This window comes from Pseudomonas sp. dw_612, assembly GCF_018449725.1.
Taxonomy (GTDB): Bacteria; Pseudomonadota; Gammaproteobacteria; order Pseudomonadales; family Pseudomonadaceae; genus Aquipseudomonas.
In genome coordinates this window covers 95,828-109,547 of record NZ_JAAVVC010000008.1, presented here as the reverse complement: position 1 = coordinate 109,547, position 13,720 = coordinate 95,828, and the positions used below count along the sequence as shown (strand labels likewise).

Here is a 13,720-nt window from a genome sequence, read left to right as displayed (position 1 = left end):
AGATATAGGGAGTAAGTATTCGTTTTGGGTAAGCAATCTGCCCAGCGCGGCATGTTTAACCGCCTGGCTGAATACCGACTGATACGTCCGAGAAAACATTTCTACATTCTGTCGGACCATCCATCCAGTGCAATTTCAGTCGCTATGGGCTTGGGTTTGTTTTTGATAGCCAGATAGTTAAAGGCCCGCTTCGCTTTCTTGGTCAGGTCGGTATATGTATGTTCATTGCCTTTGACCGCTGACATCCAGACCGCATCACCGTTATAACGAACATCGTGCTGCATGAGAAACTTCCTCCCATACTGAGCCGGTAGCGCCTCCATATCATCATCATAGGCATCCTCCGGCATTCCCTCTTTGCCTTTGTAAGCGACAGAGACTGCAGCGTCGTAACCGACAATCATCACCGGTTCGTTGGTGTCTACTGCCGTGGCGTAGGCTTTCAGAAATTGCTGTGCAACCGTTGGGTCTTTTGCTTGATCTTTAGGGTTAATCGTCCCTGACCTGCACACTTCCAGAACAATTTTCCGGAATACCGGCCAACCCTCCAACACCGCCTGGGCCCCTACTTTTTTAGCCACGTCAGCAGCGGGGGTTCCGGCTAACGACCCGACCGCGCCATGGGCTACGACGATAGCCCCCGCGTCACCACCGCCAGGATTTTTTGCAGTCCTGAGGCCCGCGTTCAGTTGTTCAAGGTCCGCTTCGCTTCTGATCTCGATATCGCCGCTGTAAGCTATCTTTCCGTTCCACACAGCCTTCTGGGCCCACGTATTGGCGGTTCGTCGAAAGTCCCATAGCTCAACGTTAGACGTACCCTCCCTACCGGCATATTTATAGAACAGCCCCTCTGCGCTCTGGTGCAGAGTGTCTTCATCCAAGCCATTCAATATGCAAATGATGTAGAGATTTTCAACACGCATTGAATTCACTCCATTGAACGCTTACTCGATCTTTGAGCGTAGAACGAAAATGGGAAACGGCCAGAGGTTCGAGCGGCTGATTTGGCTCGCGCGCAATCTCCATGAATTTAAGGCAATGGAGCGGGTATGGATGACTTTCCACTGCTCGCGCAGCTACTTTTCGTCGCGGCCATGACCTTCACGATCGCGCTCATATCGTCTAGCGAATGCAAACACCGGTAACCAGGACTCACGACGGATAATCCAGCTTTCGTAAGACGGGATCAGTTGATCTGGGGCATCCAGGGAGCCGAGGCTCACTTCGATTTCGTCGCCAGTGCGGGCAAAAACCGATGAGCCGCAGTGCGGGCAGAAGAACCTCCCGGCGTAGTCCCGCGCCTCACCTTCTACCGTTACCGCATCCTCAGGGAAAATTGCCGAGGCGTGAAACAGTGCTCCATGGTGTTTGCGGCAGTCCAGGCAGTGGCACAGGCCAACGCGGTAGGGTTGGCCTGTTGCTTCGATTCGGATGTTGCCGCATAGGCAGCCGCCGGTGAATCGATCCATGTTGCGTCTCCTATGAGATGGAACAGTCCGGATGTTTGAAAATAGCAGTTGGGGGTCAATGGAGTGCCATCAGCTTTATTGATCGACAACCTTAATCTGCGTCAGCCCTACCCGCTTAGCCTGCTCTAAAACCTCCGCCAGTGTCGCGTCCGCGCTGGGCATGATCAGGCTATTTTCTCCGTCCCCAAAGTGCAGCTGTAGCAGGTGCATCGCTGCCTCGTGAATCGCAGTTGATGCTGCTTGAGTTCGAACACGTGGGTGCGGGGTTCGCCGTCGAACAGGTATTCCAGGGTGTAGTGGCGCATGGTGGGATTCTCGTCAGGGAAGAAGTGCCGTTAACAATCCCGACTTGATTAACCAGCGCTTGGTTCAACTATTTGGAGTAAAGGGACAGATCTATTTTCGTTAAATAGAGGCGCCTCCCTCTTTGGAAACAAAAAAATCTCTCATCTCACACTCACAATCTAATGGCGATTTCCTTCCAGATATACCCGTAGTTATATTCCAGCCAACGAACAAGTAACTTATCAAACTGCCTACGAAACCAATTGTTTCTCCTGGCTGCACACCTTTCTTCAATCATGGCATTGAGGGAGTCCGGGTCGAAACCCGTCCATACGGTAGGAACGGCAGCCGCAATATTGGTGAAACATACCGGCGCAACTTCCGAGTAAAGGATTTCGTAGAGCGTTTTAAGATCTACGCCTTTCACTTGCGTTGCTATGAAGTCGTAATCGACCGGGAAGTCATTAAACGGGTCCGAAAGTGCGACCCTGATCTTTGTCAACTCTGACTGACTCAAAGAATATCCCAATGTGAAAACTCCTCTAATTCCTCATCGAGCAAGTCTGCTACCGCTTCGCCTGCTGAACGGAAAATAAATCTGTTCCTTTTTGCTTCCTGACCTACTCCGCAATAGGAGTTACATGCGGTTATTATCAACCACGAGTTTTATAGGCCTGACGGAGCATTCAAGTGCGGCTTTGTCCAACGAAAATATCGAAAAATGACAATGGGGTAGATTTTTTCCATAAATAAATCCGGTCCCTGGATTCGTGCAAGAAAACTCGCAAGAATCGAAGCGTCTAATTCGACAGATTTTTTTCTCGACGCACTTCGCGCACAGATCGCTGATCTGACTTGTACAAGCCTTGGGTATTCCCATCGAGTGAGGAGCAGCGGACAGCAAAGCCAAGGGTTAGGACCTTATGGACCATTGTCGCTTCATCAACTTCCTCCCCTGCCTCCAATGTGTTCCCGCCAGCCCCGCCACGTGAAATGCGATAGGCAATTATTCCGGTGCTCCTACGCTTCATTCGTACCGGGAATAATTCAATGCCGTTGCTAAGAACAAAACTGAACACGCGTGAGAAACGATCCTGATCCGCAGCCATAGATGACGATCCTTGGAGATGGGTAAGCAAACTGTAGTTGATCTACGTGCTCCCAGAGGGTGAATTCATCGCCACCGCCCGCTTCGGGTAGGTTGCTGCCCTTCGCGACGGGCAGAAGCCGGCTATGAACACTCATTCAAAGCTAAAAACGCACTATCCAGGCCTCTGCACTTGCCATCAAATGTGTTGATCGACAACCTTAATCTGCGTCAGCCCCACCCGCTCGGCCTGTTCTAAAACCTCCGCCGGCGTCGCATCCGCGTTGGGCATAATCAGGCTATTTTCACCATCTCCGAAATGCAGCTGTAGCAGGTGCATCGCCGCCTCATGAATCGGCAGTTGAGGCTGCTTGAGATCGAACACGTGGGTGTGGGGCTCGCCGTCGAACAGGTATTTCAGGGTGTAGAAGCGCATGGTGGATTCTCGTCAGGGAAGAAGTGCCGTTAACAATCCCGACTTGATTAACCAGCACTTGGTTCAACTATTCGACGGGGAGCGTTTGATGCGCATAAACATGTTTAACGATGCGCGTTTAAAGACACTCGGTGTTACGTCATAAACGGCTACAACGCCTTGCGCCGTTACCTACGCGTACGCCAGAATCCGCCGGCTTGTGCGACTTTGGGGCGGGCGATATCGTTTCCGGGTCACTGCAAAACAGTGATCGGGTTTGGTAGCCCGCCTCGAAAACATCCGCATGGCGGCACCTTATGTAGTCTCTTTTTGGGACTCAGCTTTATATGGTGGTCATGCGTGGGGCTCCTTGCGAGCGCCGGGTTTCCCGTTTTCGACCGGTCTACCAACCCACGTATGGCCGCCACCCCTCGTTTGGTAGCGAAGGTGATGGCTCCTCTATCTTAAGTTCGAAAATGGGAGTTTCATCTATGTTCAAAGTTACACCCAATCCCCCAAATACCGGCCCAGTGCCCTACGACGCCTCTTTTGATCTTGACCCCAAGAAACTGAAAGAGTCGGCCGACCGCGCGCTCAACTATTACCTGAACCCCGGGGCGACAAAAAACGCAGATACCGCCCTGCAAACGCAGCACCATTTTCACCATCGACGCAGCGGTGGATGACGAAACGTTGCTCGTCGAGGCCAGCGAATCGTTGGCCGGAGCCCGCGAGATGGTCAACGATCTCGTCGACCTCAATGACGCTCCGCGACGTTATACGATGCTGATGCTGCACCGGGTGATCACGTTGGGAGAGTTAGCGGTCAATCGCGTACTGGATAACCACAGGCCTGGGTAGCAGCCAGGCACTGTAGGAGCAAAGCTTGCTCGCGACGGCGTCAGGCCTGATACACCGCGTTATCGTTCTTCGCGGGCAAGCCTCGCTCCTACACACCCAAAATCAGGCCGGACATCTGTAGGAGCAAAGCTTGCTCGCGATGGCGTCAGGCCTGATACACCGCGTTATCGTTCATCGCGAGCAAGCTTTGCTCCTACGATTAAGGCGTCGTGCCTGACATACCGTCGCTAGAGATCCGCTTCATTCACTGCCGCCACGAACTTGCCGCTGGTGCTCGCATTAGCGACCACTATCTTCATCGTGGGATTGTTGGTTTGGGTGTTTACCATCTGGTAGCTAATGGCGAGATCCGTTGCAGTATTGGTCACACTGCCAGAAACCGGGGAGCCCGACGGCCAGTTCCATACAGGGGCGATGCTGCCGCCCGTGGCAGGCGTCAGTAAAATCTGACCTCCGAGTGACGATAGGGTATTGGACACACCGTTAACGTAGGTTTGCTGTTGGGTGGCGCAGATGACTGTGCCGGGAACCGGCGGCGTCATCCACTCGCCACCCGTCAGCAAGCCATAGTTGACAGTAATGTCAGCACCACTTGAATTGAATATATCTACCGTAAGGGATCGTACGAACGTGCTCATCCTTGGCCTTCCATTTGATGATTAGCAAATGACATCTGCGCCCCCAGAGTAGTAGCAAAGAGCAAATCAACAATGTTTTTTTGTGGATAACGGGACAGATCTATTTTCCGGATAACGGGTCCATTCAATAAATCCGCCCCCTATTTCGGCTATCATTCGAGCGTTTTCAAGCCCGGTAGACCGAGATGAATCGTCAAAAAAAATTACAGCAACTGTTTAAGGCTAAAGCCAAGAAGGCCAGTGCCAAACTGGCACCGCAAAAAAAGGATAAATACATCAGTAAGGCCGACCGGTTGAAGCTGGAGGCAGAAGCCGATCAGGACGCCATCAGCGCCTCTGACAGCTGATCCATGAGCGACGATTCCTACACGCGATACATACGCTTTCAGACGCCCAACCCTGGCATCGCCCCACGGGAACAGGCGCCGATGCTTGCTCAGGAGAAAGCCTGGGCGTATGAGCGTGCTTCCGGGCATCGTTTCAGTTGGATCGCGGTGTTATTGCCACCGTTGTGCTTTGGCCCGGTTCTGCCGGGTATCGTGTGTTTACTGGGCCTGCTGCTCTGTCGATCGTTATTCGCCCCTGATCTGGATATCGACCGGGTCATCGGCAACTCTTTTGGCTGGCTCGCGCTCGCAACGCTGCTGTTCATGGGCGCCTGGGGATTTCGCAATTTCTGGCGCGATACCCGCGACCCGACCAAACGCTACTGGCAGTCCATGCCAGACCAAGGGCTGGTCGAGCTTGAGCGCCATACCCTGGAATCCGGCACCAGCCTCTGGTCTTCCGATTACGACCCGGACTGCAACAGCGTCATGCAATGGAAAAACGGCAAGCTTGAAAGTATGCAGGACAGCGGGGTTGCGCAATGGGTTGTGGCCAGGACCTCGGCAGGCCATTGGCTGGTGCTGAAGGAACAATTTCCGGGGAGTTTCAGCTACGGCCGGGAAGGGAAAATGCCCGCGCCGGACAAGCAACTGCAACCCACTCAGGAACTGGCGATCGCCTTTGCGCCCGGCACTCATCTCGCGCTGGGCCGACGTTTCAGCGGCGCGCCGATGCCCTTGGTGGACACGTCGTATTGGCTGTCAGCCGACGAACTCAAGCGTCTTGCCGAAGTCGCCCATCACTGGATTTTTTTCCCGCCGGACCGCTACGCCGTGGTCAATCAGCCGGATGCCGAATGGCTGCATCGGCTGATGGACAAAGCGCAAGCCAGCGTCGGGTAAAAGCTGCCGCGCCTGCCATGGCGACGAGGCTCATCAAAGCCGAAAGTGTTGCTGTATGGCCTGGGCGAGCAGGTTCACGGCTTCATCGTCGTCGGTGGATGGCGCTCGAATAAACACGATTTCATGCTCCGGTATAACCGGCAAACCGTCGAGGATCTGCATGTTGTCCGTCACAAACGCGCGGTCGATCAGGCTGATCGCCAACCCCGCCTCGACACACGCCTTGATCGCCTGATTGGAGGGACTTTCCAGCACCACTCGCGAGCGCCGGCCGCTGTGTTTGAGCAACTCGGTCATGGCTTGTCGATACGGGCACTGCGCCGCGTGAATGGCCAGTGGCAGCGGGTCCATCGAGGCCACGCTGGTGTTCGTCGGCCCGACCCAGACCGGTGTGGTGGCGACGAGCACGTGCGCACTCGGTTGGCCCTTGAGTTGGGCTATCACCGCCGTCTGAAGCTTGCCTTGCTGAACCAGATCCCGCAGCGCGTAGCTTGGCCCGGTTCTCAGTTCCAGCACCACGTTGGGCCAGGCCGCCGCGAAAGTCGGCAGGATGTCGCGGATGACATGCACGGCGTATTCATCGGGAACGCCCAAAGTAATGCGCCCGGCCAAATGGGTGCCGTGCAGGTCGGCGAGCACCCGGTCGTGGGTGCTCAGCAGTTCGGTGGTGGACAACAGCAGACGTTTGCCTAATGCGGTCAGGGACACGGACTGATTATCGCGGTTCAACAAACGCCCACCGGCTACGGCTTCAAGCCGCTGGATATGCACGCTGACCGCCGCCGGACTTTTGTGCAGTTGCTCGGCCGCCGCACTGAATTTGCCAATCCGCGCTACGGCATGAAATGTACGGACCAGCTCGATATCGAGTATTGCTGTCATGATTCAATCTTCGTGAATGATTGCTGCACTTAATTTTGATTTATTAGATTACGCCGGTTTCGTAGCCTGTGGCGATGAACCAGCCCACTCCGATGACCGCTCATCCGCAAGCCGCGCCAGACTGGCGTCAGGCTATTCCGCTGCCATTACTTGAGGCGGCGCTGATTCTGACCTGGAGTTCCGGGTTCGTCGGCGCGCGTTTCTCGATTGATTACGCCCCCGCCCTGTTGGTGGTGTTTTGGCGTTGCGTGGTGGTCACGCTGATCCTGTTGCCCTTTGTCGCCAAGCAACTGCGGCGTACTTCCCCCGCGACGCTGCTGAAAAACGCCGGCATCGGCCTGCTGGCCATGGCGGGTTATCTAGCCGGCGTCATCCAGGGCATCGCCCTCGGCGTCCCGGCGGGCCTTGCCGCGTTGTTCGCCGATCTGCTGCCGATGGGCATGGCGCTGCTCGCCGCGCTGGTACTTGGGCAACGACTGGCCTGGCAAGTCTGGGCCGGGCTGGTCATCGGCCTGGTCGGCGTGGTGTGGGTGACCCATGGCACGCTGGCGTGGGGCAACGCGCCGTTATGGGCGTATGGCCTGCCGCTGCTCGGCATGCTGTCTCTCGCCGTCGCGACACTGTGGCAGAAGCATTTGTCCACAACGGAGTCGCTGGATCTGCTGCCCAACCTGTGGCTGCAATGTTGCGTGTCGAGCATCGCCTTCGGCATTGTCGAGGGAACCCAGGGCAGCCTGGCGCCGATCCCCAGCACCGGGTTTGCACTGAGCGTGCTGTGGACGGTGTGTTTGTCGACCCTCGGCGGATATGGGCTTTACTGGGTGTGCCTGCGCCGCGCGACCGCGACCCGCGTCGCCAGCGTTTTGTACCTGAGCCCGCCGGTGACGATGCTGTGGGCCTGGGCGATGTTCAACGAACCACTGTCTTGGCAGATGGTTTCGGGGATGGTCGTGTCCGGAATTGGAATCTGGATGGTGGTGCGGGCGGAGGCTCGCGCAAAATAAAACCACCCAGTGCAGCGTTGCTGCCAGAATCACCCAACGCGGGACAACGTAGCAAACGCCCCCAGACAGCACGATTCATTACGCATCCAAGGATTTGATGTATGAGTTTATCGCCTGACGGGCTTGCCACTTATAGGGCGCTGACGGGATCCGCTGCCGCCCAGACCTGTCGCCGCGCACGCGATGCCCTGAAAACAGGCCTCGCACTCTTTGTTTTGACGCTCCCAATACTGTGCGACCCCGTACAGGCATCCACCTGGCAAATTTGCAGGATGGACGTGCGTGTCACCGAAGTCATGAAACGGCCGTACCCCCAACTCCAGGCGCAGATCCTGAAAACCATCCCCGCATCCACCACGGTCGAATGCCCGAAGGTCGGCGCGACGCTCACCTTCACCCCGGAAACGACTGACTACCAAACCACCCTTCCACGCCGTCAATGGCCCACCAAAGGGCAGTCGGTGCGCGTGGATTACCGTTATCTGGATGGCATCTGCAAAGGCGATGGCCAGGATTATCCGTGCCGTATCAAACACTACCCATTGGATGGTCGCTAAATGAGTTCCTCTTCCGATCAACCCGCTGACGAAAAAAGCCTGCCGCGTTTATTGCTCGATCTGCTGTGGCAAATCGCCGTGCTGTTGATCCCGATTTTCCTGGTGACGGTCATTCCGTTGCTGTGGGCGCTCGGGGTGGTGCTGGGGTGTGCGGCCCTGATGTGGCTGACAGCGCGGGCCGGCTGGCTGCGCACCGGTCGCGGGGTTGCGCGGTTGATGACCTCCGCCGCCATCGGCCTGGGTTTCAATCTGGGCCGGGCGTTGCCAGCGTATTGGGATATCGCGGGAGCGGCGGTGGTGATGTTCTGCGGCTTGGCGTGCGTCAGTCATCTGGAACGACGTTTTGGCCTGGCCGACAAGACGCCGGCCAAGTCGTCGCCGCTATCGGGTGGTCAGTCCGCCGGCGGGCCCAGTGCCTGGGGTGGGGACGAACCCCGGCAAACACCCGAGGGCGAGACCATCAGGGTGTTCAATTACAGTGAAATCGCCATGGGCGGGCCGGTCCTGTGCGATTACCTGTTTCCCGATGGGGTGCTGCTCCAGAGCCTCGGGTCGTCGGCGCGGTTCTCGAATGACGGACGCTATTTCGCCGCGCCGTTACCCTCGCGTCAGGCCTGGGGGTTGGTGATTCTCGATCGACAGCAGCATCAGCTCTACCAGTGTGCGTGTGATGAATTCTGGGAACTGGATGCCTTTAACGATGGAACCCTGAGTGGGCGTTACAGCCCGCTCGTCGACAACGGCGCACGGCAGATCAGCCTGGAACAACTGCTGGCGACGGCTGAAAGGATCGATATGGTGCCCGTGGTTGATCTTTGGCTTGAGCCGGGTGACTGGCAAAAAAACCTTGAGCTCAAAACGCTCCGGCATACCTCCCCCGATGGTCAGCAACACTTGGACGCCCGTCTGGCGCTGCCGGCGAGCTTGCGCGAATTGGCGCAGCCCTGCGACCCGCTGAGGAACCCGGAATACCGCGTGAACATTAACGGTGAGCCCACTTCGCTACTGATCAGGGCCGACACCGCGATCATCTGGAATCCCGATAGCCGCGCTTTCGCCTGCCGCGCGCGGAGGGGTGAAGATCAAGCCGTCGACTACTGGCTCTGGCACGCAGACCGAGGCTGGCAGACACTGCCTTGCCCGTGGATCACCGCTGACAGCGAACCCTCCCTGGGCTGGAGCGAACCGCTGGCGCTGGATGAGCACTTCCTGCGTCTATCGTCCTACTTCGACTATCCGCAGCCTGATCGCGGTCGCTATGGCTACGGCTTGTACAGCATCCACAGCGACTGTGATTCCCAGGTCGGTCATGCGCCAAACGGCCGGATACAGGTCGCGGAGCGGCAACTGACGCAAGTGCGGTTGGCCGTGCCGCTGGCGGGTGATGGACAGCGCGGCGCGACGAGGGTCGAGTCGGCACCCGTGACCGATGAGACGCGGGCTCAATTCAGTTGGCAGCAGGACAACAGTCTGGGCCTCGGCGGTTATACCTGCACGATTGGCGACTGGGCGTTACCCGGCGTCTGGCTGCTCGATCATCGCGTTTCAGACACCGGACGCTACATCGCCTTGATTCCGTTCACCGTGCCGCCCGCCACCGCCGGGCATGTGGTGGTGGCCGACGCACAGGAACGCCTGTTGATGCACAGTCCGCCTCTGTTGGCCGCTCGATTGCTGGACTTTCGTGGACGGCGACTGAGCCTGGCGGTGATTCGCGGTCGCCTGGATCAGGATCGGCCAAGCAGTCCGTTGCAGCGCTTTGATCAATCGCCCCCCGAGGCGGGCAATGCCGCTGAGTTTTCTCAGTATCGACCGGACTCGCGACTTTACTATGAGTGGTGTGAGCTGAATGTCGGCCCACAAGGCCTGACCGCCCTCCCCGACTGGCGCCTGGTCCAGCAGCCACAGTCTGCGATCGCCGATGGCAACTTTGTCCAGCCCGCACCGCTGGATAACGACGCCGCGTGGTTGTTCGGGTGTGAAACGGAATACGCCGACAGTTGGCTGCGCGTCCAAAGCCCACGCCTGGGCGGGTATTTGCTGACGGCGTCCGGTTGTGCCATCAGCGATCTCGCGCCTTCGATGATCTGGTCCGAGGATGCGCGTTATCTCGCGCTGACTCGACTCCATACCGGCGTCGACGATGACCACGGCGGTCAGTTGGCCTGGCAGGTTTTGCTGCTGGATGTCCAGGCGCGAACCTTGAGGCAGTCACCGCAGTGGCTGCGCAATCGACTGCAATTTGAAAGTTTCAACGACGATGCCTTGACGGTGCGTTTGTTTCTGCGCGACTGGGAAGCCGAGGACGAAACCGACCGGGGCTCAACCACTGTGCTGAAATTGAGCGACCTGCTGGCGCTCCCCGCCGAGGCACTGTGCCCGAGCGCGGGCCTCTGGCTGACGAAGGATCAACGGGGGAATGCCGAAGCGTGGCAAGCCTTGGACACCTCGGCGTTGAGCCACTGGCGCTAGTCACGCTTGGCAAAAAAAGGGACAGATTGATCTGTCCCTTTCTGCTTTAAGAACGCCCTACCGAACCACTGACCGGAAGATTCCCCAGCAACTTGAGCCCGGTACTCTTCACGAACGCGTCATAGTCCATCGGTCGCTCGATACGGGTTTCGGCGTTGGGCAGGACGTACGCCCAGGCACGCTTGGACGATGCGTCGTAAACCAGTTTGAACAACCGGGTCGGCACCCAGACCTTGTTGTCGCCAATGGTGGCGTGGCCCGAGTCAAAGAGCGGGCCGGTAAAGACATACACATTGCCATCGGCGCGCTTGGCAAACTTCCTCACGTCCGCCTCGACCTTGCTCCAGATCTTGCGATTGTTGGTGGGGTCTTGCGGCACCATGTTCGACAGCGCAAAGGACTGGGCCATGGCATTGGGGCTCGGTGCATCGGCGGCCGGGGATTGATGACCACGGTCCACGGCCGGATGTTGGCTGCGGTAGTCGCTCAACTCTGCCCGCCCGCTCTTGGGGATCCGCGGGTCCGGGTAGAACTGGTTGGTGCGCTCCTCGCCTTTGGCGTCCTGCAACTGGGCGGAATTAAGGCGTTCGACCACTACCAGCGGCGTCCTGCTGGTTTGCGAGTAGAGCACCGCAAAGTTGTCGGAACACAGGGCCAAGGGTTTCATGGTGGCCGGCACCGTCGCCGTGTTGATCGGTTTCGCTGCCGGAAACAGATCGGCGCAACCGTCAAACGATGCCTGCTTCTGCTTGTTTGAATAAAGGTCCAGGGCCGCGTTCTGGCTGATCGAGCCCGAGTGCGACGTTTGGGTCTGATGCTGGGTAGGCGGCTTGAGGAGATCCAGCAGACTGCGGGCTTCTGCGCCAGTCGAGAGCAAAACAAGGGCCGACAGCCCAACTGCAATTTTGCGTAGGTGCATGCTTTAAATTCTTCGATTTGGATTGAGGAGTAAACGTACGGCGAGTCCCGATTCACGGAACCAGGCGGAGGCGGCGGATTATAGTGCGGCGAGCATGCTTTCACTGTCCTTGATCAAAATACCGATGCGGATCCGGTCGGCTCCGGGCAGTATGACCGCTGACGGTCGTGCGGGGTTTATTGACCATGACTTGCCGTTTTAGTGCTGGGCAGTCCGTACGTTTCCCCCCTCGATATTCTTAGGCGGCGATAAAGTTTCGGATAGCCAGTTGCAACCTTCGTAATTTCTCCAGCGGCGATAGTTAACACCTTGCTCGACGAGGCCTGTTCCCATTCGACCCGCTATGATGCGCCATTCATAAGTAGAGAACCTGTAGTCATACACTCCATCCAGTCTGAGCTCAGGCTTTAGGTATTAAGGGAAAAATGCATGAAGACTATGAGAGTTGCCAACGTTGAAGAGGCCGTGGCGCTTGCCAATCAACTCAAACAGGAAGGTGAATACAATTGGTTCCGAGGCCAATTGCGCGAGTGGACACCGCAGTCATCTCTTGAGCGATGGCTGGATAAAAACCCGAACGAAAAACCCCAGCTTGATGCAAAACTGAACCGGTTTTTCGCTTGGGTCAAAGATCAACCCCAGTTGGCTTATCTGGCAGATCCCGAGCAAATAAATGCGCTTTTTGCGGTGCTCCAGCATTACGGTTTTCCGACGTCTTATATCGACTTCAGCACCGAGCCCGCCGTTGCAGGATTCTTTGCATCCGATACTGCGCAACCGCCTGAGCCCCCTGGTAACTGCGTCATCTACTGCCTGAATACAACGGAGCTTGTCGACCTCTATGGCGACTTGAACCAGGTCAGCGGCCTTGAACATTTGCTCGTCGAGCCCGTTGTGGTGGACGTACCCAATCTGTGGCGCTTGCAGTCACAACGTGGCTGTTTCCTGTACACGAACCACGCGTGGTATCACCACTTCGACATGGACCGCATCATTTTCCCCTGGACTGGTATTCCCGCATTTCCTTCTCGCGAACGGATCTATCCCGTTGACAAGAGTTCTCTGGAGCATCTGCTGGACCAGTACTTCTTCAATGAGAGAAGACTTGAAAACCAGGCGTTCCTACGCACGATGGCTAACGTCACACATATTGATTTAGACGAGTTCACAACGGACACCCAGGATTACTTCATCGCGCCTCCCAAGCCTATTGAGCAGTGGAGCAGCGACCAACTGCAGGCTTGGTCCAATGCACCCATTGAGCACTTCGATTCCACCGTCGGCCGACGAATGCCAGTATCTCTGCGCAGTGGAGACGCTGCGCCCACCCCTGCTTATCAGGTTCAACAATCGATAAAGAATGCGCTTGATTGGCAACCCGCACTGAGGGCCGAGGCCGTCGAGTGGCACTTCACGGGCTTACCCGACAATGTGGATAAACAACACTTTGAAGCGTCGATACGCGCTGCGTGGAACGGCATGCGCAACCTTCCTTACACGAACGAGGATATTGCCGCTGCGATGTCTGCCCTGGTGACCCTTTGCAGCCTCTCGGACTGTTACGGGAACGATGGTGGAAACGCAGACGAGGCATTTGCCAGCTGGATTCCTGATGCGGTGCGGGTGGAATTGGGTAATCCGGGCAGCGTGTACTCTCAAGCCTACTGTTCCGACACCCACTTGCTTGACGCCCTGGACGCTGGCTGGAGAGCTAACCTGCAGAACCCGGAGCTCGTTTCCATCGTCACAGCACTGTGTTACATGCACGACCCGCGCCTCATGTTCGACTTTAAACGGTTGTCCTGGATCTTTGCTCGAGAAGTGATCCCGTCACAACTGGCCATGAAACGTCCCGTTGTACTCTTCAACCCCACCGAAATGGACAGTTTTGGCCTTGCATAA

The 13,720-nt window shown here is 56.9% G+C and carries 13 protein-coding genes and 2 pseudogenes; 7 read left to right on the top strand and 8 right to left on the bottom strand.

From position 1 onward, the window contains the following. Positions 1-101: 101 nt before the first annotated feature. From HB680_RS14795 to HB680_RS14780, 5 genes and pseudogenes are all read right to left on the bottom strand, one after another. Positions 102-923 (bottom strand): hypothetical protein, encoded by an 822-nt coding sequence (locus HB680_RS14795; RefSeq protein ID WP_213939362.1) that lies wholly within the window; start codon positions 921-923, stop codon positions 102-104. Between the two features lie 153 nt (positions 924-1,076). Further along, positions 1,077-1,469 carry a GFA family protein gene (locus HB680_RS14790; protein ID WP_213939361.1) on the bottom strand — a complete coding sequence of 131 codons (393 nt, stop codon included), beginning with the start codon at positions 1,467-1,469 and terminating at the stop codon, positions 1,077-1,079. 75 nt (positions 1,470-1,544) lie between these two features. Then, positions 1,545-1,774: pseudogene (locus HB680_RS32795) on the bottom strand (hypothetical protein). A gap of 152 nt (positions 1,775-1,926) precedes the next feature. Beyond that, the gene (locus HB680_RS14785) at positions 1,927-2,283 is read right to left on the bottom strand and encodes a hypothetical protein (RefSeq protein ID WP_213939360.1); all 357 of its coding nucleotides are present in this window, start codon (positions 2,281-2,283) and stop codon (positions 1,927-1,929) included. 757 nt (positions 2,284-3,040) lie between these two features. After that, positions 3,041-3,277 (bottom strand): hypothetical protein, encoded by a 237-nt coding sequence (locus HB680_RS14780; RefSeq protein WP_213939359.1) that lies wholly within the window; start codon positions 3,275-3,277, stop codon positions 3,041-3,043. Positions 3,278-3,747: 470 nt separating this feature from the next. Here HB680_RS14780 and HB680_RS14775 point away from each other — a divergent pair. Further along, positions 3,748-4,117, top strand: a pseudogene (locus tag HB680_RS14775) (hypothetical protein). A gap of 227 nt (positions 4,118-4,344) precedes the next feature. Here the strand turns inward: HB680_RS14775 and HB680_RS14770 are convergent. After that, a complete protein-coding gene (locus HB680_RS14770; RefSeq protein ID WP_213939358.1) occupies positions 4,345-4,755 on the bottom strand; it encodes a hypothetical protein in 411 nt (136 codons plus the stop codon). A 185-nt stretch (positions 4,756-4,940) separates the two neighbouring features. On the opposite strand from HB680_RS14770, the gene HB680_RS14765 reads away from it, so the two are divergent. Next, positions 4,941-5,102 carry a DUF2986 domain-containing protein gene (locus HB680_RS14765; protein ID WP_213939357.1) on the top strand — a complete coding sequence of 54 codons (162 nt, stop codon included), beginning with the start codon at positions 4,941-4,943 and terminating at the stop codon, positions 5,100-5,102. A gap of 3 nt (positions 5,103-5,105) precedes the next feature. Next, the gene (locus HB680_RS14760) at positions 5,106-5,984 is read left to right on the top strand and encodes a hypothetical protein (protein ID WP_213939356.1); all 879 of its coding nucleotides are present in this window, start codon (positions 5,106-5,108) and stop codon (positions 5,982-5,984) included. 33 nt (positions 5,985-6,017) lie between these two features. Here HB680_RS14760 and HB680_RS14755 read toward each other — a convergent pair whose 3' ends face one another. Next, a complete protein-coding gene (locus tag HB680_RS14755; RefSeq protein ID WP_213939355.1) occupies positions 6,018-6,866 on the bottom strand; it encodes a LysR family transcriptional regulator in 849 nt (282 codons plus the stop codon). A gap of 74 nt (positions 6,867-6,940) precedes the next feature. Here HB680_RS14755 and HB680_RS14750 point away from each other — a divergent pair, with 74 nt between their 5' ends. The 3 genes from HB680_RS14750 to HB680_RS14740 all read left to right on the top strand — a co-directional run bounded on the left by HB680_RS14750 (position 6,941) and on the right by HB680_RS14740 (position 10,899). Next, positions 6,941-7,870 (top strand): DMT family transporter, encoded by a 930-nt coding sequence (locus tag HB680_RS14750; protein ID WP_213939354.1) that lies wholly within the window; start codon positions 6,941-6,943, stop codon positions 7,868-7,870. Between the two features lie 272 nt (positions 7,871-8,142). After that, entirely contained in the window at positions 8,143-8,427 is a 285-nt protein-coding gene (locus tag HB680_RS14745) for a hypothetical protein (protein ID WP_256735541.1), read from the top strand. Then, on the top strand, positions 8,428-10,899 hold the full coding sequence (locus HB680_RS14740) for a hypothetical protein (RefSeq protein WP_213939353.1): 2,472 nt from the start codon (positions 8,428-8,430) through the stop codon (positions 10,897-10,899). It begins immediately after the preceding gene. 46 nt (positions 10,900-10,945) lie between these two features. On the opposite strand, the gene HB680_RS14735 is transcribed toward HB680_RS14740, so the two are convergent. Beyond that, the gene (locus HB680_RS14735; RefSeq protein WP_213939352.1) at positions 10,946-11,818 is read right to left on the bottom strand and encodes a DNA/RNA non-specific endonuclease; all 873 of its coding nucleotides are present in this window, start codon (positions 11,816-11,818) and stop codon (positions 10,946-10,948) included. Positions 11,819-12,247: 429 nt separating this feature from the next. On the opposite strand from HB680_RS14735, the gene HB680_RS14730 reads away from it, so the two are divergent. Continuing rightward, the gene (locus HB680_RS14730; protein WP_213939351.1) at positions 12,248-13,720 is read left to right on the top strand and encodes an FRG domain-containing protein; all 1,473 of its coding nucleotides are present in this window, start codon (positions 12,248-12,250) and stop codon (positions 13,718-13,720) included.